23 protein-coding genes are annotated in these 26,564 nt (G+C 69.9%); 4 read left to right on the top strand and 19 right to left on the bottom strand.

The genetic code is table 11. The features are described from left to right. The 5 genes from ctaD to CJ197_RS05965 form a co-directional block, all read right to left on the bottom strand. Positions 1–1,716: a cytochrome c oxidase subunit I gene (ctaD, locus tag CJ197_RS05985; RefSeq protein ID WP_102235833.1), complete on the bottom strand. Its 1,716-nt coding sequence runs from the start codon at positions 1,714–1,716 to the stop codon at positions 1–3. Between the two features lie 3 nt (positions 1,717–1,719). Beyond that, a complete protein-coding gene (coxB, locus tag CJ197_RS05980; RefSeq protein ID WP_102235832.1) occupies positions 1,720–2,643 on the bottom strand; it encodes a cytochrome c oxidase subunit II in 924 nt (307 codons plus the stop codon). A gap of 389 nt (positions 2,644–3,032) precedes the next feature. Continuing rightward, positions 3,033–3,392, bottom strand: a complete 360-nt coding sequence (gene erpA / locus CJ197_RS05975) for an iron-sulfur cluster insertion protein ErpA (RefSeq protein ID WP_102235831.1) — start codon at positions 3,390–3,392, stop codon at positions 3,033–3,035. Between the two features lie 115 nt (positions 3,393–3,507). Beyond that, positions 3,508–3,795: a hypothetical protein gene (locus CJ197_RS05970; protein WP_102235830.1), complete on the bottom strand. Its 288-nt coding sequence runs from the start codon at positions 3,793–3,795 to the stop codon at positions 3,508–3,510. Next, positions 3,792–5,195, bottom strand: coding sequence for a dipeptidase (locus tag CJ197_RS05965; protein ID WP_102235829.1), 1,404 nt, complete (start codon positions 5,193–5,195; stop codon positions 3,792–3,794). Before CJ197_RS05965 ends, CJ197_RS05970 begins: the two co-directional genes overlap by 4 nt. Positions 5,196–5,276: 81 nt before the next feature. On the opposite strand from CJ197_RS05965, the gene CJ197_RS05960 reads away from it, so the two are divergent. Then, entirely contained in the window at positions 5,277–5,870 is a 594-nt protein-coding gene (locus CJ197_RS05960) for a DUF3043 domain-containing protein (protein ID WP_102235828.1), read from the top strand. Between the two features lie 155 nt (positions 5,871–6,025). Here the strand turns inward: CJ197_RS05960 and aspS are convergent, their stop codons facing one another. Beyond that, positions 6,026–7,861: an aspartate--tRNA ligase gene (gene aspS, locus CJ197_RS05955; RefSeq protein ID WP_102235827.1), complete on the bottom strand. Its 1,836-nt coding sequence runs from the start codon at positions 7,859–7,861 to the stop codon at positions 6,026–6,028. 265 nt (positions 7,862–8,126) lie between these two features. On the opposite strand from aspS, the gene CJ197_RS05950 reads away from it, so the two are divergent. Beyond that, complete coding sequence (locus CJ197_RS05950; RefSeq protein ID WP_102235826.1) at positions 8,127–10,022, top strand: DEAD/DEAH box helicase; 1,896 nt, start codon at positions 8,127–8,129, stop codon at positions 10,020–10,022. A gap of 104 nt (positions 10,023–10,126) precedes the next feature. Here the strand turns inward: CJ197_RS05950 and trxA are convergent, their stop codons facing one another. Both trxA and hisS read right to left on the bottom strand, forming a co-directional pair. Further along, positions 10,127–10,507, bottom strand: coding sequence for a thioredoxin (trxA, locus tag CJ197_RS05945; RefSeq protein ID WP_102235825.1), 381 nt, complete (start codon positions 10,505–10,507; stop codon positions 10,127–10,129). Positions 10,508–10,567: 60 nt separating this feature from the next. Beyond that, positions 10,568–11,965, bottom strand: coding sequence for a histidine--tRNA ligase (gene hisS, locus CJ197_RS05940; protein WP_102235824.1), 1,398 nt, complete (start codon positions 11,963–11,965; stop codon positions 10,568–10,570). A gap of 209 nt (positions 11,966–12,174) precedes the next feature. Here hisS and CJ197_RS05935 point away from each other — a divergent pair, with 209 nt between their 5' ends. Together CJ197_RS05935 and CJ197_RS05930 are read left to right on the top strand one after the other, a co-directional pair. Next, positions 12,175–13,785, top strand: coding sequence for a DUF349 domain-containing protein (locus CJ197_RS05935; RefSeq protein ID WP_102235823.1), 1,611 nt, complete (start codon positions 12,175–12,177; stop codon positions 13,783–13,785). 128 nt (positions 13,786–13,913) lie between these two features. Beyond that, positions 13,914–14,582: a hypothetical protein gene (locus CJ197_RS05930; protein ID WP_233190669.1), complete on the top strand. Its 669-nt coding sequence runs from the start codon at positions 13,914–13,916 to the stop codon at positions 14,580–14,582. Here CJ197_RS05930 and CJ197_RS05925 read toward each other — a convergent pair. From CJ197_RS05925 to CJ197_RS05875, 11 genes are all read right to left on the bottom strand, one after another. After that, positions 14,569–16,974 carry a bifunctional (p)ppGpp synthetase/guanosine-3',5'-bis(diphosphate) 3'-pyrophosphohydrolase gene (locus CJ197_RS05925; RefSeq protein ID WP_102235821.1) on the bottom strand — a complete coding sequence of 802 codons (2,406 nt, stop codon included), beginning with the start codon at positions 16,972–16,974 and terminating at the stop codon, positions 14,569–14,571. The genes CJ197_RS05930 and CJ197_RS05925 overlap by 14 nt on opposite strands. A 158-nt stretch (positions 16,975–17,132) precedes the next feature. Next, a complete protein-coding gene (locus tag CJ197_RS05920; protein ID WP_102235820.1) occupies positions 17,133–17,687 on the bottom strand; it encodes an adenine phosphoribosyltransferase in 555 nt (184 codons plus the stop codon). Between the two features lie 8 nt (positions 17,688–17,695). Then, positions 17,696–18,715, bottom strand: coding sequence for a protein translocase subunit SecF (gene secF / locus CJ197_RS05915; protein WP_102235819.1), 1,020 nt, complete (start codon positions 18,713–18,715; stop codon positions 17,696–17,698). After that, entirely contained in the window at positions 18,712–20,676 is a 1,965-nt protein-coding gene (secD, locus tag CJ197_RS05910) for a protein translocase subunit SecD (RefSeq protein ID WP_102235818.1), read from the bottom strand. Before secD ends, secF begins: the two co-directional genes overlap by 4 nt. A 62-nt stretch (positions 20,677–20,738) precedes the next feature. Beyond that, the gene (gene yajC, locus CJ197_RS05905; RefSeq protein ID WP_233190668.1) at positions 20,739–21,191 is read right to left on the bottom strand and encodes a preprotein translocase subunit YajC; all 453 of its coding nucleotides are present in this window, start codon (positions 21,189–21,191) and stop codon (positions 20,739–20,741) included. 153 nt (positions 21,192–21,344) lie between these two features. Continuing rightward, positions 21,345–22,403 (bottom strand): Holliday junction branch migration DNA helicase RuvB, encoded by a 1,059-nt coding sequence (gene ruvB, locus CJ197_RS05900; RefSeq protein ID WP_102236002.1) that lies wholly within the window; start codon positions 22,401–22,403, stop codon positions 21,345–21,347. Between the two features lie 26 nt (positions 22,404–22,429). Continuing rightward, positions 22,430–23,062, bottom strand: a complete 633-nt coding sequence (gene ruvA / locus CJ197_RS05895; protein WP_102235817.1) for a Holliday junction branch migration protein RuvA — start codon at positions 23,060–23,062, stop codon at positions 22,430–22,432. A gap of 26 nt (positions 23,063–23,088) precedes the next feature. Further along, the gene (ruvC, locus tag CJ197_RS05890; RefSeq protein ID WP_102235816.1) at positions 23,089–23,682 is read right to left on the bottom strand and encodes a crossover junction endodeoxyribonuclease RuvC; all 594 of its coding nucleotides are present in this window, start codon (positions 23,680–23,682) and stop codon (positions 23,089–23,091) included. 77 nt (positions 23,683–23,759) lie between these two features. Further along, on the bottom strand, positions 23,760–24,518 hold the full coding sequence (locus tag CJ197_RS05885) for a YebC/PmpR family DNA-binding transcriptional regulator (protein WP_102235815.1): 759 nt from the start codon (positions 24,516–24,518) through the stop codon (positions 23,760–23,762). 162 nt (positions 24,519–24,680) lie between these two features. Beyond that, positions 24,681–25,961: a PrsW family intramembrane metalloprotease gene (locus CJ197_RS05880; RefSeq protein ID WP_102235814.1), complete on the bottom strand. Its 1,281-nt coding sequence runs from the start codon at positions 25,959–25,961 to the stop codon at positions 24,681–24,683. After that, a complete protein-coding gene (locus CJ197_RS05875) occupies positions 25,958–26,557 on the bottom strand; it encodes an HIT domain-containing protein (RefSeq protein WP_102235813.1) in 600 nt (199 codons plus the stop codon). The genes CJ197_RS05880 and CJ197_RS05875 overlap by 4 nt, the downstream gene beginning before the upstream one ends. Between the last annotated feature and the right edge of the window lie 7 nt (positions 26,558–26,564).

Genomic DNA, 26,564 nt, shown 5'->3' with positions numbered 1-26,564 from the left:
TCAGTTCGTCCTCGGGTTCAGGGCGGGCTCCTCATCGAGCATGTGGTCCTGCAGTGCGACCTCGGGATGGTGGAGGTCGAAGGCGGGACGCTCGGAGCGCACGCGCGGGAGGGAGTGGAAGTTGTGGCGCGGAGGCGGGCAGGAGGTGGCCCATTCCAGGGAGGCCCCGTAGCCCCACGGGTCATCGACCGTGACCTTCTCACCCTTCACGTGGGTCAGGACCACGTTCAGCAGGAACGGCAGGGTGGACCCGGCCATGATGAAGGCGCCCACGGTGGAGATCTGGTTCATCCAGTCGAAGCCGTCCTCCGCCAGGTAGTTCACGTAGCGGCGCGGGGCGCCGGCCACACCGAGCCAGTGCTGGATGAGGAACGTCAGGTGGAAGCCGATGACCAGCAGCCAGAAGTGGATCTTGCCGAGGCCTTCATGGAGCTTGTAGCCGAACATCTTGGGCCACCAGAAGTAGAAGCCCGCGAACATCTCGAACACCACGGTGCCGGCCATCACGTAGTGGAAGTGGGCGACGACGAAGTAGGTATCGGAGATGTGGAAGTTCAGCACCGGCGAGGACAGGATCACGCCCGTCAAGCCGCCGAAGATGAACGTGGTGAGGAACCCGAGGGTGAACAGCATCGGCGTCTCGAAGGTCAGCGAGCCGCGCCACATGGTGCCGATCCAGTTGAAGAACTTCACGCCCGTGGGCACGGCGATGAGCATCGTCATGAAGGCGAAGAAGTCCAGCATCACGGCGCCGGTGGTGTACATGTGGTGCGCCCACACGGTCACCGACAGCGCGGCGATCGAGATGGTCGCGCCCACCAGCGTCTTGTACCCGAAGATCGGCTTGCGGGAGAAGGTCGGGACGATCTCGGAGGCGATGCCGAAGAACGGCAGCGCCAGCACGTACACCTCGGGGTGGCCGAAGAACCAGAACAGGTGCTGCCACAGCACGGGGCCGCCGTTGGCGGGATCGAAGATCAGCGCGTCGAAGCGGCGATCCGCGCCCAGGGCCAGCAGCGCGGAAGCCAGCGGCGGGAACGCCATCAGCACCAGCACACCGGTGATGAGGATGTTCCAGGTGAAGATCGGCATCCGGAACATCGTCATGCCCGGCATGCGCATGCACAGGATCGTGGTGATGAAGTTGACCGAGCCGAGGATCGTACCGAAGCCCTGCAGCGCCAGGCCGAAGACCCACAGGTCACCACCGAGTCCCGGGGAGAACGTGGTGTCCGAGAGCGGGGCATAGGCGAACCAGCCGAACGACGCTGCGCCCTGCGGGGTCAGGAAGCCGGAGACGGCGATCAGCGAGCCCCAGCCGGTGATCCAGAACGCGAACATGTTCAGACGCGGGAAGGCCATGTCCACGGCGCCGATCTGCAGCGGCACCAGGTAGTTCGCGAAGCCGTTGACCAGCGGCGTGCCGAACATCAGCAGCATGATCGTGCCGTGCATCGTGAACAGCTGGTTGTACTGGTCCTTGGAGACCACGACCTGCAGGCCGGGCTCCCACAGCTCGGAGCGGATGCCGAGCGCGAGCAGGCCGCCAAAGGCGAAGAACGCGAACGCCATCCCCATGTACATGATGCCGATCAGCTTGTGATCGGTGGTGGTCAGCAACTTGAAGAACTGCGAGCCCAGGCTATGGCTGCGGTGGTCCTGGAACCGGGCGGGCGCGGCGGTCCGCGTGGTCGGAGCGGAGACGTCAGTGCTCACGGGTCACTCCCCTTCGTTCGCGGCGGGCTCGGTGTAGCGCGGGCCGACCTCGTCGTGCTTCTCGCGCATCTCCCACTCCCGCTCGTTGCGGCTCAGGTCCACACCCAGCTGTCCCTCGTTGCCGCGCTCACGCAGCTCCTGGATGTGCTGGTCGTACTCCTCCTGGCTGACCACCTTGACGATGAACAGCATGTCCGAGTGGTACTCGCCGCACAGCTCGGCGCACTTGCCCTCGTACTCACCGATGCGGGTGGGGGTGACCTGGAAGGACGTGGTGTGGCCGGGGAACATGTCCTTCTTGTAGAGGAAGTCCACGACCCAGAAGGAGTGGATGACGTCACGGGAGTCCAGGCGGAACTCGACGGTCTGGTCCACCGGCAGGTAGATCACCGGCAGCGACTCAGCCGCACCGGGCTCGCCGGTGCGGAAGGACTGCACACCGGCGTCCTCGTGGACGTCCTCATCCACGTAGTTGATGTCCCAGCTCCACTGCTTGCCGACCACGTTGACCGTGACATCGGGTTCGGCCACGTGCATCTCGATCTCACGGGCGTCCCGCTGGGTGAAGTAGAAGAAGGTGAGCACCATCACCACGGGCACGAGCGTGAACATCAGCTCGAGGGGCACGTGGTAGCGCAGCTGGATCGGGAAACCGGTGTCGTTCTTGTGGCGCCGGTAGGCGATCGCGCACCAGATCGTCAGACCCCACACGATGAGGCCGACGACCACGAGGATCACCCATGAACCGACCCACAGGTTGGTGATGCGCTCGGTGTGGTTGGTGACCTCCTGACCATCGGTCTGGTGGGGCATGAATCCGCGCTGCTGCGGCAGGGTGCAGCCGGCTAGGACCATGACCGCCAGGGCGAGGCCGGCGGCGGCGAGGCGACGACCATGCCGCACTCGCTGGGGGACCTGGGGGATCACAGGGATGACCTTCCGCTCGTCGTCTCCGTCCGCGGTTCCGGGCCCCGCTGGGAGGTGGCCCGGCTCCGCACGACGGAGCTGGTGCTGTCAGGGCGCTCAGCGCCCGTGTGCCGTCGGCATCCGGGAGCGGATGCGATGGCAGGCCGACGGCCCGCCGGATGACGGCACCCTGTCATCATACGGTCTTCGCGATGGTCCTGGTCCACCTGGACGCGCCGCAAGATGGCTCGCAGGCAGGTCCGTGACCGCTCCGTGATCTGATCGTCACGGGCGTCACATCGGCATCGGGCCCCACCGGGGACCGTGCTGGTCTCCGATGGGGCCCGATGGGTCAGCAGTGCGCAGCGCGACCGCCCGCGGCCTGGCGGCCTGCTGGCCGCGGCGCTGAATCAGCTGAAGGAGTCGCCGCAGGCGCAGGAGCTGCCCGCGTTGGGGTTGTCGATCGTGAAGCCCTGCTTCTCGATGGTGTCGGCGAAGTCGATCACCGCACCGCTGAGGTACGGATCGCTCATCTTGTCCACGATCACCTCGACGCCGTCGAACTCCGCGATGAGGTCATCGTCCATCAGGCGCTCGTCGAAGTAGAGCTGGTAGATCAGACCGGAGCAGCCCCCGGGCTGCACGGCGATGCGCAGCCGCAGGTCATCACGGCCCTCCTGCTCCAGCAGGCTCGTGACCTTCTGGGCGGCGACGGAAGTCAGGGTGACGCCGTGCGCCTTCGTGGGCCGCTCGGTGGTGGGAGTGGTCATGCTGTCCTCCTGAAAGCTCGAGTCGGACCAGGATACGCCCCGACCCCGCACATCGGCTGGGTGGAGGCACGTCTCACCTCGGTGCTCCGGGGCGTGGCGCCCGGCCCCGGCAGGCTCAGAACGCTCGCCGGAACACCGCCAGCAGCATCACTGCGAGGAACGCGAGCGCCGTCCCCGCCACCAGGGCGAGCATGCCCTCGCGGTCGCCGCCGCGCAGCACAACAGCCACGGCCAGCGCGATCACGGCAGCGACGACCAGCAGACCCCACAGCAGCAGGAAGTAGCCGGTGAAGAACCCGATGGTGAGCCCCAGCATGAGCAGCGGCACCACGAGCGGTGACACCGTCGGGCTCTGGTGCTCCTCATTCCGGGCGGACGGCTCGGGAGGCTGAGGGCGGTTCATCGCTGCGCACCCAGGGTTTCGGCACCGCGCAGCAGCAGGGCCTCACCCAGGCACACCTTCGCGAAATCGCCCAGGTGCAGGGACTCATCGATGCCATGGGCCCGGGACTGCGGGTCCTCCACCCCGGTGACGAGCACCTCGGCCTGCGGGAACACCTCGAGCAGATCGGCGATGAAGGGAATCGAGCCACCGAGCCCCGTATCCACGGTCTGCGTGCCCCAGGCGGCGGTGAAGGCGCTGCGGGCCAGGTCCGTGGCCGGGGAATGGGCCGGAGCGCTGAAGGGCTTGCCCTCCTCGCCGCGCTCCACGGTGACCTTCGCGGTGGCCGGGGCATGCTGCTCAATGTGCGCGACCAGGGCATCCATCGCTGCGCTCGGGTCCTGGCCGGCGGGGATGCGCAGTGACACCTTGGCCCGCGCCACCGGCACAAGGGTGTTGGAGGCCTCACGTACAGCAGGAGCGTCGATGCCGATCACCGACAGCGCCGGGCGGGTCCACAGCCGAGCCGTGAGCGGCCCGGAGCCGGACAGCTCAAGCCCCGCGGGCACCCCGGCGTCGGAGCGCCAGGTGCTCTCCTCGAGGTCGACGGCCGGGTCCTCGGCCCGCACCAGGCCCTCCACGGCGACCTCACCATGCTCGTCGTGCAGGGTGGCCAGCAGACGGGAAAGCTGCGTGAGTGAATCAAGCACCGGTCCGCCGAACAGACCGGAGTGCACGGCGTGCTCGAGGGCGCGCACCTCGACGACGCAGTCCACAACACCGCGCAGCGATGTGGTCAGCGCCGGCACCCCAACCTCCCAGTTCGCGGAGTCCGCGACGATGATGAGGTCCGCAGCCAGGGCCTCACGGTGGGTCTCGATGAAGGAGCGGAAGGTCGGCGACCCGCACTCCTCCTCCCCCTCGACGAACACGGTCACGCCGATGCCCTGCTCGGCGAGCTCCTCGCCGACCAGCCGCAGGGCGGTCACATGCGCCATCACCCCGGCCTTGTCATCGGCAGCGCCGCGACCGTACAGGCGGCCATCGCGCTGGCTGGGCTCGAACGGTGCGGTGGTCCACTGGGACTCATCACCGGTGGGCTGGACGTCATGGTGGGCGTACAGCATGACGGTGGGCTTCCCCGCGGCAGCAGGCCGACGGGCGATCACGGCAGGACTGCCGCCATCGACCGCTTCGATGCGCACCTCGGGCAGGCCGGTGCCGCGCAGCAGCTCGGCCACCGCCTCGGCACTGCGGGTCACGGGCTCGCGGTCGTAGCCCTCGAAGGCGATGGAGGGGATGCGCACCAGGTCCTCGAGGTCGCCGATCGCGGCAGGCAGCAGCTCATCGAGGCGCTCGCGCAGCGCGGCGACCTGGGCGGCATCGGGTTCGGGGGCGGGGGTGTGATCAGTGGTGGTCATGTGCTCACGGTACCGCCGTCGTGGGCGAGGGCACGTGCGCCATCCCCAGGCCAGCACTGCCTTCTCGCCTAGAATGTCCTGGTGATCTTCCGTAAGCAGCAGACTCCCCAGCCCGCCCCGGTGGAGGCGAAGCCTGCCCGTCCCGGCAGCAAGGGCCGCCCCACCCGCACCCGCAAGGAGGCCGAGGCGGCCCGCCGCCGACCCCTCGTGGTGGACAACCGCAAGGAGGCCCGCAAGCGGGACCGGGAGCGCCGCGCAGCGGCCAACCGAGAGGCACAGCAGGCACTGCTCACCGGGGATGAGCGGAAGATGCCGCTGCAGCATCGCGGCCCCGAGCGCCGCCTGGTGCGCGACCTGGTGGATTCACGGCGCAATATCGCCGAGTACTTCCTGCCGTTCGCGCTCGTGGTGATGCTCGTGGTGCTGATCGTCCCACTGCTGCGTCCGCAGCTGCTGAACGTCATGAGCACCGTGGTCGTGGTGGTGCTGTGGGGCGGCATGCTGCTGTGCGTGGTGGACGGCTTCCTGCTGCGCAGGGTGCTGCGGCTGGCGCTGATCGAGCGCTACGGTGAAGTGGAGCGGGGCCTGGTGGGCTACGGCATCATGCGGCAGATCCAGATCCGTCGTTTCCGGCTGCCGCGCCCCGTGATCGCGCATGGCCAGGAGCCGCGCTGAGCACGGAGGCGGTCTGACCCGGCACGCACGAACGCAGCACTGACGAGCACGGCGCTCACCAGCTGAGTGACACAGCGGCCGACGCGGAGGAATCCGCGTCGGCCGCAGTGCTGCGTCGCATGCTCGCTGCTGGGTGTCGCGAGCTCGTGTCCGGGTCAGGCCCGCTTCGGCGCAGCCTTCCCGTCGGCCTCCTGATCGGTGGCGGCACCGGCTGCGGAGGCCTGCGGTTTCTCGGCGCTGCGGGGCTTCGCATCCACCCCGGCCTCCTTGCGCTGCTGAGCGGTGATCGGCGCGGGGGCAGCGGTCAGCGGGTCGTAGCCATTGCCGGTCTTGGGGAAGGCGATGACCTCGCGGATCGACTCCTCCCCCGCGAGCAGGGCGACGATACGGTCCCAGCCGAAGGCGATGCCGCCGTGCGGCGGGGCGCCGAACTGGAAGGCATCCAGCAGGAAACCGAACTTCTCGCGCGCCTCCTGCTCGCCGATGCCCATCACGGAGAAGACACGCTCCTGCACGGACTGCTGGTGGATACGGATCGAGCCGCCGCCGATCTCATTGCCGTTGCACACGATGTCGTAGGCATAGGCCAGAGCGCTGCCCGGATCGGTGTCGAAGGTGTCCATGAACTCGGGCTTCGGGGCGGTGAAGGCGTGGTGCACGGCGGTCCAGGCCCCGGAGCCGACGGCCACGTCCCCGGCCTCGATCGCTTCGTCCGCGGGTTCGAACAGCGGAGCGTCCACCACCCACACGAAGGCGAAGGCGTCGTGGTCCACCAGGCCCAGGCGCTCGGCGATCTCGGCGCGCGCCGCACCGAGCAGGGCGCGCGAAGCCTTCGGGGCGCCGGCGGCGAAGAACACGCAGTCCCCGGGCTCGGCGCCGACCTTCTGGGCCAGGCCCTCGCGCTCGGACTCGGAGAGGTTCTTGGCGACCGGACCGCCGAGGGTGCCGTCCTCCTGGACCAGCACGTAGGCGAGGCCCTTGGCGCCGCGCTGCTTGGCCCACTCCTGCCAGGCATCCAGCTGGCGACGCGGCTGGGAGGCACCGCCGCGCATCACCACGGCACCGACGTACGGCGCCTGGAACACGCGGAAGGGCGTGTCGGCGAAGTACTCGGTCATCTCCACGAGCTCGAGGTCGAAGCGCAGGTCCGGCTTGTCGGAGCCGAAGCGTCGCATCGACTCGGCGTAGGTGATGCGCGGGAACGGGGTGGTGACCTCGTGGCCGGCGGCGGACCACACGGCGGTGATGATCTGCTCGGCGAGCGCGATCACATCCTCCTGGTCCACGAAGCTCATCTCGATGTCGAGCTGGGTGAACTCGGGCTGGCGGTCGGCGCGGAAGTCCTCATCGCGGTAGCAGCGGGCCAGCTGGAAGTACTTCTCGATGCCGCCCACCATGAGCAGCTGCTTGAACAGCTGCGGGGACTGCGGCAGCGCGTACCAGGAACCGGGCGCCAGCCGCGCGGGCACCAGGAAGTCGCGGGCTCCCTCGGGGGTGGAGCGGGTCAGGGTGGGGGTCTCCACCTCGACGAAGCCCTGGTCCAGGAGGGTGTCGCGCGCGGCGCGGTTGACCTGGGAGCGCAGGCGCATGGCCGCGGCGGGACCCTGACGGCGCAGGTCCAGGTAGCGGTAGCGCAGGCGCGCTTCCTCGCCCACCTCGGTGTGCTCATCCAGCTGGAAGGGCAGCGGGGCGGAGGTGTTCAGCACCTCGACCTCGCTCGCGGTCACCTCCACGTCACCAGTGGGCAGCAGCGGGTTCTCATTGCCCTCGGGGCGGCGCCCCACCTCACCGGTCACCTTCAGCACGTACTCGTTGCGCAGGTGCATCGCCTCGTCCTCGCGCACAACCACCTGGGCCACACCGCTGGCATCGCGCAGATCCAGGAACGTCACGCCGCCGTGGTCACGGCGACGGCCGATCCAGCCGGTGAGGGTGACGGTCTGGCCGATGTGCTCGGGGCGCAGAGAGCCTGCATGATGAGTGCGCAGCACGGGGTGTCCTTCGTGAGGGGCCGGGGCGATCGGTCGCAGCGGTGCGGGCGGGGCCCGGGGGTCCGTCGGCCGATGTCCGTGCACTGGGGGCACGGCCCATCCACCCTACCGCGCAGGGTGAGGGATCTCGCCACCGCGGGCCCTGTTGATCCGGCCACCCCGGGGCCTACAGTGGGATGCTGTCCGACCTGCGAGGTCTTTGCCCTATGGCAGGCGCCTTGGACGCGTACGGGCCACCTCACCCCCTGACCGTCGAAGGACACCCATGACTGACGCCTCCCCTGCCCCCGAGACCCCCGCCGACGAGACTCCCGCCCCGGCCGAGACGGCCGGCGGTGAGGCTCCCGCCGTCGAGCCGACGCCCGGTAAGACGCCCGCCGCGGAGGCCCCGAACGGCTTCGACGCCCTGGAGCTGCCGTCCGCGCTGCGCGAGGCGGTCGATGAGCTGGGGTTCACCACCCCGTCGGCGATCCAAGCGCAGGCCATCCCGCCGCTGCTGGAGGGCCGCGATGTGATCGGGGTGGCGCAGACCGGCACCGGGAAGACCGCCGCCTTCGGCCTGCCGCTGCTCGCGGCGATCGACCCCTCGCGCCGGGAGGTGCAGGGCCTGGTCCTCGCCCCCACCCGTGAGCTGGCCATGCAGGTCGCCGAGGCGATCTCCTCCTTCGCCACCGCGATCGGCGGGCTCGATGTCGTTGCCGTCTACGGCGGCTCCCCCTACGGCCCGCAGGAGCGCGCTCTCACCCGCGGCGCGCAGGTGGTCGTCGGCACGCCGGGCCGCATCATGGACCACATGCGCCGCACCACGCTGCGGCTGGATCAGGTGCGCTTCGCGGTCCTCGATGAGGCCGATGAGATGCTGCGCATGGGCTTCGCGGAGGATGTCGAGGAGATCCTCTCCCACTCCCCCGCCACCCGGCAGGTGGCGCTGTTCTCCGCGACGATGCCCCCGGCGATCGAGCGTGTGGCCGCCGAGCACATGAAGGACCCGGTGCGCGTGAGCGTCACCCCGCAGTCCTCGACCGTCGACTCCGTCGAGCAGTCCTATGCGGCGGTGCCGTTCCGGCACCGCACCGGGGCGCTCGCCCGTGTGCTCGCCACCTCGAGCGCCGATGCCGCGATCGTGTTCGTCCGCACTCGCGCCGCCGCCGAAGAGGTCGGCACCGCCCTCGTCGCCCGCGGCGTGATCGCGGCGTCGATCAGCGGGGATGTGCCGCAGAAGGAGCGCGAAAAGATCGTCGAGCGGCTGCGCGACGGATCCCTGCATGTGCTTGTCGCGACCGATGTCGCCGCGCGCGGCCTGGACGTGGAGCGCATCGGGCTGGTGGTGAACTTCGATGTGCCGCGCGAGCCGGAGGCGTATGTGCACCGCATCGGCCGCACCGGCCGGGCGGGCCGCTCCGGGAAGGCGCTGACCTTTATCGGCCCGCATGAGCGACGGGCGCTGAAGAACATCGAGCGGTCCACCAAGCAGAAGCTCGCCGAGGCGATCATCCCCTCCCCGCGCGATGTCTCCAAGCATCGGGCCGCGGCCGTGCTGGCCGAGGTCCCGGCGCGCGCTGACCGCGGACGCCTCGAGCTGTACCGCGAGCTGATCGGCGAGTTCCTGGCCGAGCATGAGATGGATCCGCTCGAGCTCGCCGCCGTGCTCGCCGCGACCACCGTCGGCGATGACGGTCCCGGCACCGCGAGTGAGGACGAGGAGTTCACCTCCGCGACGCTGGCCGGCTCGGACCGTCCCGACCGGCCGCGGCGCGCAGAGCCGGGCAGGGCTGAGCACGGCTTCACCGCGTACAAGGTGGGGGTCGGCCATACGCATGGGGCGCGGCCGCAGAGCCTGGTCGGTGCGCTCACCGGGGAAGGTGGCCTGCGCGGCAAGGACGTGGGCAAGATTCAGATCTTTCCGACCTTCTCCCTGGTGCAGATCCGCGGCGGCCTCAGCGGCGAGCAGATGCAGCGCATCGGCAAGGCTACGGTGGCTGGGCGCGAGCTGCGGATCGCCCCGGATCAGGGTCCCCGCGGCGGACGCGGGCGGCGCGAGGGGGCCGAGCGTCCTCGGCGCGGGGATGGCATCCCGCCGTGGAAGCGCACAGAGCGCGGCGGGCGTGACCGGGATCGGCTTGCCGCGAAGAAGCACGCGGCGCGCCGCCGCCGCGACTGACGCCAGAACAGGGCCCCAGACAGGACAGGACCCCGCCGGATCGGGCGGGGTCCTGTGCGGTTCAGGGACGGGCCGGGGTCAGGGGCAGACCCGGCGGACGTCGATCACTTCTGCTGCTCGCCCTGCTGGGCCTGGGCTTCGGCGTAGGCCTTGCGGACCTCATCCATGTCGAGCTGCTTCACCTGGCTGACCAGGTCCTCGAGCGCGGCCTGCGGCAGCGCGCCGGGCTGGGAGAACACCGGGATCCCGTCGCGGTAGGCGACGAGGGTGGGGATGGAGGTCACGCCGTAGCGCATCGCCAGCTCCTGCTGGTCCTCGGTGTCCACCTTCGCGTAGGTGACATCGGGGTTCTTCTCGGAGGACTCCTCGAAGACGGGGGCGAACCGCTGGCAGGGCACGCACCAGCCCGCCCAGAAGTCGATCAGGACGATGCCATCCTCGATGGTCTTGTCGTGGTTCTCGGAGGTCATGGTGATGGTGGCCATGACGAGAGGAACGCGTGGCGGCGCGGGAGCATTCCTCCCCCGCCGCCGCTGTGATGTGGCTCACCGATCCCCGCGAGAGGTGTCCTCGTCCGCAGTCGTGGATCCGGCCAGGATCTGCACGGTGCGGTCTGCGGCCGACGGCTCCCAGGTCCCGGCATCGGCCGGAGCCTGCTCGCCGCTGCGGATGTCCTTGACCTCATCGGCCCGACCCTCGGTGCCGGGGAACCAGACGAAAGGGATACCGCGGCGGTCGGCGTAGCGGATCTGCTTGCCGAACTTCGCTGCGCTCGGGGCCACCTCGCAGGGGATGCCGCGGCGGCGCAGCTGTGCGGCGACAGCATCGCTGGAGGCGCGGTGCTCCTCATCGCTCACGGAGACCAGCACACAGGTGGGCACGGGGCGGGAGGCCCGCGCGAGGTCCGCGGAGAGCATCCGGGAGACCAGTCGGGACAGACCGATGGACAGGCCCACCCCGGGATAGGTGTGACGGTTATCCGCGGCGAGCTGGTCGTAGCGGCCGCCGGAGCAGATCGAGCCCAGCGACTCGTGCCCGGCGATGAAGGTCTCGAACACGGTGCCGGTGTAGTAGTCCAGGCCCCGGGCGATGGAGAGGTCCGCCATGATCACGCCGGGCACGGCGGCCTCGACGCGCTCGAGCACGGCGGTGAGCTCGGCGATGCCCTGCTCAACCATCTCGCCACTGCCGCCGAGGTCCCGCACCTGCTGGGCGAAGGAAGCATCACGGGTGCGGATGCTCGCAAAGGCCAGGCAGGCCTGGGCCTGTTCACGGCTCGCTCCGGCATCGCGCAGCAGCAGCTCGGTCACCGCGTCAGCGCCGATCTTCGGCAGTTTGTCGAGGCTGCGCAGCACCGCGGCGTGGTCACTCAGGCCCAGGGAGCGGAAGAAACCCTCGGACAGGCGACGGGTGTTGGCGTGGATGGTGAAGGAGCCCAGCGGGAGGCGCGCGAGGATCTCCGCCATCACGACGGCGACCTCGGCCTCCACATGCCCGGGCAGGGTGTCCTGGCCGATGACGTCGAGATCGGCCTGGTAGAACTCGCGGTACCGGCCTTCCTGGGGCCGCTCGCCGCGCCAGACCTTCTGGATCTGGTAGCGCCGGAAGGGGAAGGCGAGGTCGTTCTGGTGCTCCAGGACGTAGCGGGCCAGCGGCACGGTGAGGTCGAAGTGCAGCCCGAGGGTGCGGTCCGGGTCGGCACCGTCATCGTCGGCGCCGTCGTCCTCGGCGTGCAGGCGCCGCAGGAGGTAGACCTCCTTGTCGATCTCGCCCTTGCGCAGCAGCTGCGAGAGCGGCTCGACGGCGCGAGTCTCGATACCGGCGAAGCCATGCAGCTCGGCCACCTCACGGAACACGTCGATGACGTGCTGTTCGACGGCGCGCTCGGCGGGGAGGTGCTCGGGGAATCCCGAGAGGCCGGTGTTCTTGGCGGGCTTCGCCATGGAGGGCACTTCCTTCGAGTCGGGGTCTGCGCGTCCCATTATCGCCCGTCGGCGCGGCCACAGCGGACGGCGCATCGTGCCCGGGCCGGTCACGGTAGAGTTCCGTGACGTGGTCCACGAGCGAAGGCCGGTGGATCGATGTGCCCGTCAGCCGCCTACCCGGTGGCAGTGTCCCGCCCTGCAGCGGATCCCGTCGAAGGAGCTCGATCATGAGCGAGTCCGAGAACCCCCAGTCCGTGCCGTCCTCCCCCGCCCCGGAGACCCCCGAGGAGCCCACCGTCGAGGCCGCCCCTGAGGCTGCCGCGGAGCCCACTGCCGACGCCGCGGCGGACGACGCAGCCCAGGCCCCCGCAGAGCCCACTGCCGAGGCGGCGCCCGAGGATGCCACGGAGGCCGCGCCCACCACGGCTGCCCCCGCATCTCCGGCGCCGAAGCCTGCGGCTCCCCGCCCGGGCCCTGCACGTCCGGCCGGTCCCTCCCCCGCGGCGATGGCTGCGAAGAAGCCGCGGGCGACGCTGCTGCCGGTGGCCCCGCCGGTCACCGAGTACGACCCGGCAGCGATCGCCGAGGCGAAGACCCACGGCGCCGTTGCGGAGGACGGGACGGTCACGGTGCAAGACGGCACCCAGGTGCGTGTGATCGGGCAGAGCACCGAGGCCAACGCCGATCACGATGCGGTGCTGGAGCCCTATGCCCGCGGCTACCTGGACCTGGTGGCGTTCCTTGATCTGACCGAGACCACGCTGAACGCTCCCGAGCACACGCAGAATGAGCTGAACCGGCTGCTGGAGAACCTCCGCAAGAACATGAAGGAGCCCGCCGTGGTGGGCGACATTCCTGCGCTGCGGGTGCGGGCGAACGAGCTGCGTGAGCGCGCGAAGGAGAAGATTCACGCCCTCGAGGCCGAGCGGGCGGCGGCACGTGCGGAGGCCACCCGTGCGCGCACCGAGTTCGTGGAGTCCATCGAGCAGCTGGTGGCGACCGATCCGCAGCAGATCTCCTGGAAGAAAGCCGGGGAGACCATGCGGCAGATGGTGCCGGCGTGGAAGCAGATGCAGTCCGAGGGTGTGTCTCTGGATCGTCCGACCGAGGAGGCGCTGTGGAAGCGCCTGTCTGCGGCGCGCTCGACCTTCGATCGCATGCGCAAGCAGTTCTTCTCCCAGCTCGATGAGCGCCATGCGGAGGCCGCACAGATCAAGGAGCGTCTGATTGCTCAGGCGGAGTCGATGCAGGACTCCACCGATTGGGGGCCGACGGTCCGCGCCTACAAAGACCTCATGTCCCGCTGGCGGGAGGCGCCGCGCGGCAACCGCAGGAAGGACGATGCGCAGTGGAAGCGCTTCAAGGCTGCGCAGGACACGTTCTTCGCCGCCCGCAACGCGGATCTACACGAGACCGAGGCGGAGCAGAAGCAGAATCTGGCCGTCAAGGAGGAGCTGCTCACCGAGGCGGAGGCGATCGATCCCAGCGCCGATCTGGAGGCCGCGAAGAAGGCGCTGCGCTCGGTGCAGGACCGCTGGGAGGACGCCGGGAAGGTGCCGCGGGCGGATATGCGCCGGATCGACGCTCGTCTGCGCGCCGTGGAACGGGCGGTGAAGGACGCCGAGCAGGCCGAGTGGCGCCGCACCGATCCGCGCACGCGCGCCCGCGTGGAGGGAGCCAGCTCGCAGCTGCACTCCGCGATCGCCTCCTATGAGGAGGCGCTGGAGAAGGCGCAGGCCGGAGGCGATCCGAAGAAGATCCAGGAGGCGCAGGCCGCGCTGGATGCCCGCCGCGAATGGCTCGCGGTGATCGAGCGCTCGGCGCGCGATCTGGGCTGACCCTCTCCTCGCTCGACCAGTCGGCGGCGGCATCTCAACGTCCTCCACAAGGCCTTCGGAGGGCGGTCGGAATGCAGTCATCCACAATGCCGAATCCGTCCCTCGCCGGTTTCTGGCAGGGTCGGCCCATGACTGCTGCGCTGCTCACCGCCCCTGCCGCCTCACGGCCCCGGCACCCGCCGCCCCGGTCTGTCGGCCTGTGTGCGGCGTGGTCGCATCACGCCGCGGAGCTCGCCGTCCCCCTCGGGCAGGAGCTGCTGCGCTTCGCGGAGACGCCCGCGACCGCGCGCCTGGTGGCCGATGGCTACGTGGTGCGCCTGCGGCCCGGCCTGTTCGTCCCGCCCGATGTGCTGGGCACGGCGATCAGCCGCGCCCTCCTGGTGGGCTGCGCTCTGGGCGGACAGTTGCAGGCCCATCATGTGATCGCCGGGCCCACCGCGGCCTGGGTGCTGCTGGGCGGGGTGCCGCCCACGCCGATCGAGCTGCTGTCCCCAACCCATCGCGGCGACCTCGCCGGGGTGGTGCAGCGATACGGACTGCTGCGGCCCTGGGACGTGGAGACCATCGGCGGCGCGCCAGTCACGGTCCCCGCGCGCACCGCCGCGGATCTGCTGCGCTTCAGCCCGCCCGAAGAGGCCGCGGCGCTCGTGCACGAGCTGGTGGACAGCGGCCATACGCGGCCGACGCAGATCGCGCATCTGCTGCGGACTGCCTGGCGCTACCCGGGGATCTCCGCGGCACGTACGCGTCTGGCCGCCCTCTATCCGCAGCAGGTCCCCGCCCTTAGCTCGCGGTGAGCGGGGCTCGGTCTTCGACCGGTTTGCCATCGGCGGTGACGCGGTAGACGTCGTAGACGCCCTCCACGCGGCGCACCTGCGACAGCACAGACTGCAGATGCGAAGGGTCGGCCAGCTCGAAGGAGAAGAAGGAAGTGGCCAGGCGATCGGTGTTGGACTGCGCCGACGCGGACTGCAGATTCACCTGCTGCTCGGAGATGACCTGCGCAAGGTCCGTCAGCAACCGTGGGCGGTCCAGCGCCTCGATCTTGATGTGTACCAGGTACGCGGTGGAGTGGCGGCCCGACCAGGAGACGTCCACGATCCGGTCCGCCTGCTGCTCCTGCAGCTGGATCGCATTGGAGCAGGAGCTGTGGTGCACCGAGATGCCGGAGCCGCGGGTGATGAAGCCGACGATCGGATCGCCCGGCACGGGGGCGCAGCATTTGGCGAGCTTGACCCACAGATCGGAGTGCCCGTCGACGATCACGCCCTGATCGGTCTCCGCGGCATGCCGTTCGGTGCGCCCGGCGCGCGAGCGGACCTTGGAGGGCAGCGTCACCTCTGCGACGTCCTCTTCGGCACCATCGGTGCCGCCGAAGGAGGCGCGCAGACGCTCCACCACGTGCTGGGCGCTCGTGTGCCCCTCACCGATCGCGGTGTACAGCGCATCGACTGAGGCGAGGTTCAGATCCGAGGCGACGGTCGCGAGGGTCTCGTGGGTGAGCAGGCGGCGCATCGGCAGATCCTGGCGACGCAGCGCCTTGGCGAGCTCGTCCTTGCCCTTCTCAAGCGCTTCCTCCCGGCGTTCCTTGGAGAACCAGTGGCGGATCTTGTTGCGTGCCCGCGGGGTCTTCACGAAGCCCAGCCAGTCGCGGCTGGGGCCGGCGTCCGCGGACTTCGAGGTGAAGACCTCGACCGTGTCCCCGGTGTTCAGCGGAGTCTCCAAGGACACGAGACGACCGTTGACCCGCGCGCCGATGGTGCGGTGCCCGACCTCGGTGTGCACGGCATAGGCAAAGTCCACGGGGGTCGCACCCTGGGTGAGGGCCAGCACGTCCCCCTTGGGAGTGAAGACGTAGACCTCCTGCGTGGTGATCTCGAAACGCAGGGAGTCCAGGAACTCCCCGGAGTCGGTGGTCTCCTTCTGCCAGTCCATGAGCTGCCGCAGCCACGCGGCGTCGTTCCCGATCCGGGCGGCCTCCCCCGCGTTCTGGTGCGCACCCATCGCCTTGTACTTCCAGTGCGCGGCCACCCCGTATTCGGCGCGGCGGTGCATCTCCCAGGTGCGGATCTGGATCTCCACCGGCTTGCCGGTGGGGCCGATCACGGTGGTGTGCAGCGACTGGTAGAGATTGAACTTGGGCAGCGCGATGTAGTCCTTGAACCGGCCTTGGACCGGGGACCAGCGGGAGTGCAGTGTGCCCAGCACCGCGTAGCAGTCCCGCACGGTGTCCACCAGCACACGGATGCCCACCAGGTCGTAGATGTCCTGGAAGTCGCGGCCGCGCACGATCATCTTCTGGTAGATCGAGTAGTAGTGCTTGGGCCGTCCGGTGACCTCGGCCTTGATTTTGGCCTTGCGCAGGTCCTCATTGATCTGCGTGGTCACGGTGGACAGGTACTGCTCGCGGGCCGGGGCGTGCTGGGCCACGAGCGCCACGATCTCCTCATACACCTTGGGGTAGAGCACCTGGAAGGAGCGGTCCTCGAGCTCCCATTTCATCGTGTTCAGTCCCAGGCGGTGGGCCAGCGGCGCGTAGATCTCCAGCGTCTCCTTGGCCTTGCGCTCAGCGGAGGACGAGGGAACGTACTTCCAGGTGCGGGCGTTGTGCAGCCGATCGGCCAGCTTGATCAACAGCACCCGCACATCGCGGCTCATCGCCACGATCATCTTGCGGACCGTCTCGGCCTGGGCGGCCTCGCCGTAGGTGACCTTGTCCAGCTTCGTCACGCCATCGACCATCACCGCGATGACCTCGCCGAACTCATCCTTGAGCCGCTCCAGGGAGTAGTCGGTGTCTTCGACGGTGTCATGCAGCAGCCCGGCGGCGATCACATCGGCCGGGGAGCCCAGCTCCGCGAGGATCGTGGCGACAGAGACGGGATGGGTGATGTAGGGGTCACCGCTCTTGCGCATCTGTCCGCGGTGGGCACGCTCGGCCACACCGAAGGCGCGGCGGACGATCGCCTGGTCCTCCTTGGGGCTGACCGCCGTCATGGTCTCCAACAGCGGCGCGAGCAGCGGGTCCACGGCGGCCGTCGTGGACCAGGGGCTGAAGAAGGACAGCCGCGACCGGGTGCGACGGGGCGGGGCGGGCTTCGCGGTGAGACGGGGGCCCCCCTCCGTGCTGCGGTCCTCCGGGGCCGGGGCGGTCTCGGTCCGGCCGGGCTCGGATGCCGACTGCTGCATGGCGCACACCTCCTGGACGCGAGAGCTCCAGTCTACGCGCCGGTCATCGCCGTGCTGGACACCGTCCGGCCCGTGCCGCGGCAGCGCGATCGCGCCCTCCGCCGGGGCGTCAGGCCCCTGTCAGTTGAGGACGGACCGGTCAGTTGGCGACGGCCCTGTCAGTTGGGGAAGGACCAGACGGTGGTGATGTCCACATCGGGCAGCTTCTCGCGGCCGCCGAGGCCTTCGAGCTCGATGAGGAAGGAGGCGCCCAGCAGGTCGACGCCGAAGGAGCGGGTCAGCTCGATCGTCGCGGCGGCGGTGCCGCCGGTGGCGAGCAGATCATCGACCACGAGGGTGCGCGCCCCCGCGGGCAGGGAGTTCTCCGGGATCTGGATCTCGGCGCTGCCGTACTCGAGGTCGTAGGTGAGGCTTGCGGGGTTACCGGGGAGCTTTCCGGCCTTGCGCACCGGGATGAAGCCGGCGCCCAGCTCGTAGGCGAGCGGTGCCCCGAGCACGAAGCCACGCGCTTCGGTGCCCACGATGTACTCGACGTCCGGCGGCAACAGGGAGATCCAGTGGTGGAGCACCGTGCGCAGGGCGCGCGCATCCCGCAGCAGCGGGGTGATGTCGCGGAACAGCACGCCCTCGGTCGGGAAGTTCGGGTATTCGGCGATGTGCGAGGCGCGCAGCGCCTCGATCTGGGCGGTGGTGGGCTGGTAGGTCGGGGTCATCGCTGTCCTCAGGCAGTGGCGGTGGGTCGGTCCGTCGCGGGCCGATCGGTCGGGGCCTTCCGCGCGTCCTGCACGGAGCGGGTGTGGGCGGCGATCTGAGGCTCCCGCCGACGCAGATCCACGAGGAATCCGGGGGCCAGGAAGATCGACGAGTAGGTGCCGGCGATGATGCCGATGAACAGGGCCAGGGATATGTCCTTGAGCGTCCCGGCGCCCAGCAGGAACGCGCCGATGGCGAGGATCGACCCCACCGGCAACAGCGCCACCACGGAGGTGTTGATCGACCGCACCAGGGTCTGGTTCGCGGCCAGCTCCACGAGGTCTGCGAAGCTGCGGCGCCTCTGCTCGGTGAGGTCCGCGGTGTTTTCGCGGACCTTGTCGAACACGACGATCGTGTCGTACAGCGAGTAGCCCATCACGGTAAGGAAGCCGATCACGGTGCCCGGGGTGATCTCGAAGCCCACCACGAGGTAGACCCCGATGGTCACGAGCATGTCGTGGATCAGGGCTCCCATCGCCGCGAGGGAGGACTTCAGGTTCCGGAAGTACAGGGCCATCATCGCCGCGACGAGCGCGAGGAACACGACCACACCGCGGATCATTTTCTGGGTGACATCCCCGCTCCACACCGGGCCGATGTAGGAGGTGGAGACCGCGTCCGGGGAGACGTCGTACGCGGAGGCGAGCTCCTGCGCCAGCTGCGCGGTCTCCCCCGAGTCCAGCTGCTCGGTCTGGACCCGCAGGGTGTCCTGGCCCAGCACCGTGATCTTCGGTTCGTTCTCCGGCAGGCGCTCGCGCACCACATCGCGGGCAGAGGTCTGCTCGGTATCGGCCACCCCGGCGATCTGGAACTCGGAGCCACCGGTGAACTCGATGCCCAGGTTGGGGCCGCGCAGGGCAGAGCCGCCGACCAGCAGCGCCAGGATGATCAGGGAGATCAGGTACCAGGTGCGGCGGCGGGAGACGATCGGCAGGATCCGACGACCGGCATGCAGGTCATTGCCGAAGCGGGCGAACGCGGCGGTCATCGGTCCTGCTCCTTCGTCTCATCGGGGCTCGACGGAGTGTCGGTACCACCAGCGGTGTCTGCGCCCTCAGTACTGTCAGTGCTGTCTGGGCTGTCGGTGATGTCTGCGCTGCCAGCTCCATCCTGCCGTTCCTCGGCCTCCCGAGCCTCCCGGGCTTCGCGGGCGCGCCGCACCGCGAGCGGCTCGCGGGCCGGCTCGGCCGATGCGGCCCCGCGGCGACGGCCTCGGCGGCGCTCCTCGCCCCCGCCGCGCTCGGCGACGCTGCGCACCCGCCCGCGGCCCGCGTAGGCGGGAACGTTCCGCCCCATGGTCGCGGGGTCCAGACCGCTCAGAGGGTGGCCCTTGCCGAAGAAGCGGGTGCGTACGAGCGTCTGCAGGATGGGGTGGGTGAACAGGAACACAACCAGCAGATCCAGGATCGTGGTCAGCCCCAGCACGAAAGCGAAACCGCGCACGCCGCCCGTGGAGAGCACGTACAGCACCACCGCAGCCAGGAGGTTCACCGCGTCCGAGGCAAGGATGGTGCGCTTGGCGCGGTCCCAGCCGTGATCCACGGCGGCGAGGATCCCGCGGCCGTCGCGGATCTCGTCGCGCACGCGCTCGAAGTAGACGATGAAGGAGTCGGCGGTGAAAGCGATCGCGACGATCAGACCCACCACGCCGGCCAGCGAGAGGCGGTAGCCGATCTCCGGGAGGTTGGACAGCACAGTGAGGGTGCCGTAGGTCAGCAGCCCCATCAGGGCCAGGCTCGCGGTGGTCACGATCGCCAGCAGGCGGTACTGCGCGAAGGCATACAGCACCACGAGCACCAGGCCGATCAAGCCGGCGATCAGGCCCATCTGCAGCTGGTCCGCCCCGAGGGTGGCGGAGATCTGCTGTTCGGAGGCCACCTCGAACTCGAGCGGCAGCGCACCGAAGCGCAGCTGGTCGGCGAGCTGAGAGGCCTGCTCCTGGGTGAAGTTACCGGAGATCGAGGCTTCACCGCCCGGGGAGGGCTCCTGCACCTGCGGGGCGGAGATCACCAGCCCGTCCAGGACGATGCCGAAGGCGGGGCTGGCACCCTCCCCGTTGTACAGCGCCTGGGTCATGGAGGCGAAGGGCTGCGCGGCAGAGTCATCGAAACGCAGATTCACCACGTAGAAGCCGGTGGGCTGCCCGGTGGGGGTCACATCGGAGGCGACGCTGGCGTCCTGGATGGCGGCACCGGCGACCACTTCGGGACCCAGCAGATACTTCGCCGAGCCGTCGGGGGCGCAGGCCACCGTCGGCTCATCGGCGGCGGTCTGGGCGGTGCGCTCCTGCTGCGCCGCGGGGTCCACGCAGTCGGCGGCCATCACCTCGGCCTGCACCTCGGGGGTGATCCATTCGGAGGACCACGCCGGGTAGGGCAGCTCGCCCTCGGCGACGGCCGGCGGCGGGCCGAGCGCGGGATCAGAGCCGATCAGCCCTTCGAACTTCTGCTCGGAGGGATCCACGGGCGGGGCACTGGACTCCTCGCCCGTGTCCTCGGCGCCACCGGCGTCGGAACCACCACCGGCGTCGGCGCCACCGCCGTCAGAGGGCATCGGATCTCCACTGCCTTCGGGGGCGACGACCCCCAGCACCGGGCGGAAAGACATCGCGGCGGTCTGGCGGATCGCTTCGGAGGTCGCCTGGTCGAGCTGCCCCGGGACGTCCACGACGATGTTGGTACCGCCCTGGACGGTGATCTCGGTCTCCGCCACGCCCATCGCGTTCACGCGCTGGCTCATGATCTGGCGGGCTTGCTCCATGGCGGCGGCGTCGATCGCTGAGCCGTCACGGGACTGGGCCTGGAGGATGACCTGAGTGCCTCCCTCGAGGTCAAGGGCGAGTTTGGGGGCGGCCTGCCAGCCTCCCTGGCTGACGCCGGCGCCGATCCCGCCGCCCAGCAGCAGGATGATCACCGCGAGAGCCACGAGGGCGATGCGACGTGCGGGCATGGTGCGTGGTTCCTCAGGACGACGGGCTCGGGGTCGGGAGCTCGCGCCCCCGGCACGCTGGATCAGTTCTGGCGGCGCTCGGCCTCGTGGTTGGCCGGGGAGGTGGTCACACCGGGGACCTCGCCCTCCCGGGCGGTCCCGGTGCTGCCCTCAGCATCCGGCTCGGTGAGGGTGGTCTCGGCGGACTGGTCGGCATCGGCGCTCTCGACGGCGTCGCTCTCCTCAGCGCCGAGGGCCTCCTGGTCGGTGCCCTCCTGCGGGTCGACCGCGGCGGCGATGGCCTGGCGCGCCCACTTGGACTGGGAGCCGTCCTCGGATTCGAGGATGACGACGTCGTCGTAGGTCTCGACGATCAGACCGAAGAACCCGGAGTGGGTGCGCACTTCATCGCCGACGCCCAGCTTGTTCACCATCTCCAGGTGCCGCTGCTGCATCTTCCGCTGGCGGCTGGAGAGGAACAGCATGGGCAGCAGCATCACGCCCATGATGAGAAGGAGCGGCAGGAAGGCTTCCACAGGTGTCCTTTCAGGGGGTGGGCTGGCGCATGGCGCCGGGCACCGGGCCCGGTCCTCGATGGTGTCCGACGGTCCACTGTACCTGCCGCAGCAGGTCCTGCCATGCCAGGGTGACGCAGCCGTCGTCGATGCTCGATATGCGGGGAATGCGGCTCAGAACCGGCCGAGCATCGGCGCGGTGCCCTCCTCGGGGGTGGGCGGCTCGAGCCCCAGGTGCTCCCACGCGGCGGGGGCGGCGGCTCGGCCCCGCGGGGTGCGCAGCAGGAAACCCTCCCGCACGAGGTAGGGCTCGACCATCGTCTCGACGGTCTCAGTCTCCTCCCCCACGGCGACAGCGAGGGTGGACAGGCCCACGGGGCCGCCGGTGAAGCGTCGGCACAGGGCCGAGAGCACCGCGCGATCCAGGCGGTCCAAGCCCCGCTCGTCCACTTCATAGACGCGCAGAGCCTCGCGTGCGGCATCGAGATCCAGGCGGCCGCTGCCGCGCACCTGCGCCCAGTCCCGCACGCGGCGCAGCAGGCGATTGGCGATGCGCGGAGTGCCGCGAGACCGGGAGGCGATCTCCCGGGCCGCGGCATCCTCGAGCTGCACCTCGAGGCGGTCTGCACTGCGGCGCACCACCTCGTGCAGCTCGGCGGCGGTGTAGAAGTCCAGGTGTCCGACGAAGCCGAAGCGGTCGCGCAGCGGAGCGGGCAGGAGCCCGGCCCGGGTGGTGGCGCCCACGACCGTGAAGGGCGGCAGGTCCAGCGGGATCGACGTCGCGCCGACGCCCTTGCCGACCACGACATCGACCCGGAAGTCCTCCATGGCGATGTAGAGCATCTCTTCTGCGGGGCGGGCCAGGCGGTGGATCTCGTCGATGAACAGCACCTCCCCCTCGTCGAGGGAGGAGAGGATCGCCGCGAGGTCCCCGGCATGCTGAATCGCGGGCCCGGAGGTGATGCGCAGCGGCGCGGACAGCTCCGCGGCGATGATCATCGCCAGGGTGGTCTTGCCCAGGCCCGGCGGCCCGGACAGCAGCACATGCTCAGGGGCGCGTCCCCGCCCGACGGCAGCGTCGAGCACGAGGGAGAGCTGGTCGCGCACCACCTGCTGGCCGACAAACTCGTCGAGGCGGCGCGGACGCAGCGCGGCCTCGGCGGCGCGCTCGGGGGCGACGGCATCGGGGCTGGTCAGCGGCGATTCAGTGGTGTTCGTGGCCTCGGCGCTCATCGCGTCCGGGCTCTGCGCGGCTTCGCTCATCGGTGGCTCCCGAGGCGCCGCAGGGCCTGGCGCAGCAGCGACGCCGCATCCACGTCAGCGCCAGCCCCACCGTCGGTCCCGGTGATCTCTTCGCGTGCGGCGGTGACCGCACCGTGCGCGGCCTTCTCTGCCCAGCCGAGCCCCACGAGGGCCTCGACCACATCGGTATCCGCACCGGTGACCGGGGCGGGGGCGTCCGCCCGGGCTGGGACGGGGGCGCTCTCCGTCGGCGCCGGGAGCTTCCCGCCGAGCTCCAGGAGCATGCGGGAGGCGCCCTTGGGGCCGATGCCGGGGATGCGGGTGAGCGCCTTCTGGTCCTGCTCGGCCACGGCACGCCGCAGCTCCTCGGGATCCATCACCGTCAGCACGGCCAGGGCGGTGCGCGGGCCGATGCCGCTGACGGACTGGATGATCCGGAAGGTCTCGGCCTCCTCCGCCTGCGGGAAGCCGTAGAGAGTCAGGGCGTCCTCGCGCACGATCATCTCGGTGTGCAACATGAGCTCGGCCCCGTGCCGGGTCGCGGACAGGGCCTGCGGAGTGGTGCGCACCAGGTAGCCCACCCCGGCCACCTCGAGGATGAGGAAATCCAGGCCGATGCGGGTGACGGTGCCGGTGAGAGTTGCGATCACGGGGACACCCTAGAACACGTGTTCGATCACTGCCGGGAGGTGGAGCGTTCCCGGGCGCGTCGGGCCTCCCGCTCGGCGCGCGCCCAGATGGCCTGGGCGCTGGTGCGGGCGCCGCCGGTGGCATCCAGGGCCACCGGTCCCCCACCGCGCCACAGCTGGGTGAGCGCGATCGCCACCGCATCGGAGGCATCGGCGGGCTGCGGGGCGGCGTCCAGCCGCAGCACCTTCATCAGCACGGTCTGGATCTGCTTCTTGTCGGCGCGGCCACTGCCGGTCACCGCGGCTTTCACCTCGGAGGGGGTGTGCTGGGCGGTCGGGATGCCCCGCTCGGCCGCCTCGAGCAGGGCGATGCCGGAGACCTGGGCCGTGCCCATCACGGTGGAGATGTTCGATTGGCTGAACACGCGCTCGACGGCCACGGCATCGGGGTCGAACTCCTCGAGCGCCGCACGCAGTCCGCGCGCGATCGTGAGCAGGCGCTGATCCAGCGGGTCCTCGGCGGCTGAGCGGATCACGTGGGCCTGCACGAGGCGCGCGCGCCGCCCGCCCAGGGCGTCCACGATGCCTACGCCGCAGCGGGTCAGGCCGGGGTCGATCCCCATCACGCGCAGCGTCGTCACGGTGCTCCTCATCCGGGGTGGGCCCGGGATCCGGGGCGCGACGGTCCGCGCGGCGGAGCGGCGGACCGTCGCACAGGTCAGTCCTCGTCCTCGAGCTGGGCGGCGATATCGTCGGGGATGTCGAGGTTGGAGTAGACGTTCTGCACGTCGTCGCTATCCTCGAGCGCCTCGATAAGACGCAGTGCCTTCTTCGCGCCATCAAGGTCCACGGGGGTGCGCATCGTGGGCACGAACTGCGCCTCGGCGCTGTCGTAGTCGATGTCCGCTTCCTGCAGCGCGGAGCGCACCGCCACGACATCCGTGGCCTCGGAGATGATCTCGAAGGTCTCGCCCTCGTCGTTGATCTCCTCGGCGCCGGCATCGAGCACGACCTCGAGCAGCTCATCCTCCGTGTGCTCACCCTTGGCGAGCGTCACCACGCCGCGGCGCTCGAAGAGATAGGCCACCGAGCCGGATTCGGCCATGTTGCCGCCGTTGCGGCTGAAGGCCAGCCGCACCTCGGAGACCGCACGGTTCTTGTTGTCGGTGAGGCACTCGACGAGCACGGCCACGCCACCGGGCGCGTATCCCTCGTACATGAGGGTCTCGTAGTTCACTCCCCCGCCGTCGAGACCGCCGCCGCGCTTGACGGCGCGGTCTATGTTGTCATTGGGGACGGAGGACTTCTTCGCCTTCTGGATGGCGTCGTAGAGCGTCGGGTTGCCCGCGGGGTCGGGGCCGCCCATGCGCGCGGCCACCTCGATGTTCTTCACCAGCTTGGCGAACAGCTTGCCGCGCTTGGCGTCGATGACGGCCTTCTTATGCTTGGTCGTCGCCCACTTGGAATGCCCGGCCATCTCTCTCCTCCCATCTCGTCCGCCACCACATGGCGGAATGCCGCCCCAGTCTAGGCGACCGGACAGGCAGGGGCCGACGGGCGCGGGCCGACAGGCAGCGATGTCACCTGCGAGCGGGGTTCGCAGGGCATCGCAGCCTCGGCGCGCCGGTGGTGCCGCAGATCAGGAGCGCACGACCGGCGCGCTGAGGGAGCCGATCAGGCGCCGGTCGGCCGTGATGGCCTCGAGCAGGTGGCGTTCGCGGGCGCGAGTGCGAGGCGTGGCGCGGGCGAACAGGACGCTGTGCCGCTCGAGCCCCAGGGCGATCGCGGTGCGGATGAGGTGGCGCATGCCCAGGCGCGCCACCGCGCCGTGGCGGCGGGCCCAGCGTTCGGCCTTGCCGCGGCGGCGCATCGAGACGAGCATCTCCACCTCCTCGGGGGAGAACCAGCCGGCCCGTCCGTAGGCGGACAGCTGTCGGCGCAGGATCCGTTTCTCCCGCAGTCGCAGCACGATCACCAGGGCGCTGAGCAGCAGGAAGATCGGCACCTGCACGATGAGGTAGTAGCGCAGGAACCCGGCCATCGGGTTTTCGGGATCCATGGGGATGAAGAAGGTGGAGCCGTTCCACAGGGCGTGCAGCACCATTCCCAGGGCGAGCCCGCCGATGCCGAGGCCGAAGTAGAGCATGAGCGAACGCCGTTCGGCGGCGATGCCGAGCCCGAGCCCGGCGAGCGCGGTGAAGGACACATGCGCGAAGGGGGAGAGCAGACCGCGCATGAAGAAGATCTCCCAGAAACCGGCCAGCTGCCCGGAGGCCTGAGCCTCGTGGAAAGAGTTCGCGAAGTACAGGATGTTCTCGGTGAAGGCGAAACCGCCGGCGATCAACGCGGCGTACACCACGCCGTCGATCGGCCCGGCGATGTAGCGGCGGCCGAAGACCAGCAGCAGCACAAGGCCCAGCGATTTGAAGCTCTCCTCGACCACGGGAGCCTGGATGACCGCGCCGAGGAACTGCTGGACCACGGGATGGGCGTCCTCGGGGGTGATCGCGGAGGTGAAGTACGGGCCGAACAGCAGCGTGGTGACAATCGAGCCGATCGCTCCCCAGGCGAAGGCATAGCCGAGGCTGCCCAGGGGCTGCGGGGTGTACCGGTCGATCCACCACACGGCGGCGACAACGATGCCGACGGGCACGAGCGCAGCGGTGAGCGCGACCAGGGAGGTGCCGATCCCCATCGGGATGAACACCTTGATCAGCAGATAGATCAGCATGCCCAGCAGGATCAGGGCGCTGGCGATAGCGGAGGCCAGCACGAGCCAGCGCATCCAGCGGGCGGGCCGTCGCAGCGGCGCGGGGTCCGCTCCCAGACGGCCGGGGGCTCGGGGGTCCACCCGGTCGATGTCATAGCCGTAAGCGGTCGTGGGTGCTCCCGCGCGCGGCGGTGCCTCCGTGCTGCTCATCGCTCCCCCGTTCGATCTTCGGCGCCGGGCCGGTCCTTGGTGCCCGGTCGATCATCGGTGCCCGGCCAGGCCGCGGCGTAGAGCCGACGGGTGTCCGCCAGCAGGATCGGCACCGCCTTGGTGCGCGCCACGATCGGCAGGAAGTTCGCATCTCCCCGCCAGCGCGGCACCACGTGCTGGTGCAGGTGGGCGGCGATCCCCGCACCGGCCACCTCGCCCTGGTTCATACCCAGGTTGAACCCGGCTGGGGCGGAGACCTCACGGATCACGCGCATGGCGGTGCGCGTGAGCTCCGCAACCTCCGTCACCTCCGCATCGGTGAGGTCGGTGTAGTCCGAGACGTGCCGGTACGGGCACACCAGCAGGTGCCCGGAGTTGTAGGGGTACAGGTTCAGGATCACGTAGGCCACCTCGCCGCGGTGGACGATCAGGGCGTCCTCGTCGCTGCGCTGCGGTCCCCGGCAGAAGGGGCACTGCTGGCCGTCATCGGGGTCCTCGGGCTTGTCCTGCCCGCCGATGTACGCCATGCGGTGCGGTGTCCACAGCCGCTCGGTGTCATCGGGGATGCCCGCGAAGTCGCGGGCATCCTCGATCATCGGATCC

It is taken from the genome of Brachybacterium sp. UMB0905 (assembly GCF_002871795.1).
Lineage (GTDB): Bacteria > Actinomycetota > Actinomycetes > Actinomycetales > Dermabacteraceae > Brachybacterium.
The sequence above is the reverse complement of the archived record's forward strand: the minus strand, read 5'-3'. Positions and strand labels throughout refer to the sequence as shown.

Coding starts and splice junctions, on each gene's coding strand:
- erpA (WP_102235831.1), bottom strand. CDS start 3,392: ATGACCACTCCCACCACCGAGCGGCCCACGAAGGCGCACGGCGTCACC.
- CJ197_RS05970 (WP_102235830.1), bottom strand. CDS start 3,795: ATGAACCGCCCTCAGCCTCCCGAGCCGTCCGCCCGGAATGAGGAGCAC.
- CJ197_RS05965 (WP_102235829.1), bottom strand. CDS start 5,195: ATGACCACCACTGATCACACCCCCGCCCCCGAACCCGATGCCGCCCAG.
- CJ197_RS05950 (WP_102235826.1), top strand. CDS start 8,127: ATGACTGACGCCTCCCCTGCCCCCGAGACCCCCGCCGACGAGACTCCC.
- trxA (WP_102235825.1), bottom strand. CDS start 10,507: ATGGCCACCATCACCATGACCTCCGAGAACCACGACAAGACCATCGAG.
- hisS (WP_102235824.1), bottom strand. CDS start 11,965: ATGGCGAAGCCCGCCAAGAACACCGGCCTCTCGGGATTCCCCGAGCAC.
- CJ197_RS05935 (WP_102235823.1), top strand. CDS start 12,175: ATGAGCGAGTCCGAGAACCCCCAGTCCGTGCCGTCCTCCCCCGCCCCG.
- CJ197_RS05930 (WP_233190669.1), top strand. CDS start 13,914: ATGACTGCTGCGCTGCTCACCGCCCCTGCCGCCTCACGGCCCCGGCAC.
- CJ197_RS05925 (WP_102235821.1), bottom strand. CDS start 16,974: ATGCAGCAGTCGGCATCCGAGCCCGGCCGGACCGAGACCGCCCCGGCC.
- CJ197_RS05920 (WP_102235820.1), bottom strand. CDS start 17,687: ATGACCCCGACCTACCAGCCCACCACCGCCCAGATCGAGGCGCTGCGC.
- secF (WP_102235819.1), bottom strand. CDS start 18,715: ATGACCGCCGCGTTCGCCCGCTTCGGCAATGACCTGCATGCCGGTCGT.
- secD (WP_102235818.1), bottom strand. CDS start 20,676: ATGCCCGCACGTCGCATCGCCCTCGTGGCTCTCGCGGTGATCATCCTG.
- ruvB (WP_102236002.1), bottom strand. CDS start 22,403: ATGAGCGCCGAGGCCACGAACACCACTGAATCGCCGCTGACCAGCCCC.
- CJ197_RS05885 (WP_102235815.1), bottom strand. CDS start 24,518: ATGGCCGGGCATTCCAAGTGGGCGACGACCAAGCATAAGAAGGCCGTC.
- CJ197_RS05880 (WP_102235814.1), bottom strand. CDS start 25,961: ATGAGCAGCACGGAGGCACCGCCGCGCGCGGGAGCACCCACGACCGCT.
- CJ197_RS05875 (WP_102235813.1), bottom strand. CDS start 26,557: ATGATCGAGGATGCCCGCGACTTCGCGGGCATCCCCGATGACACCGAG.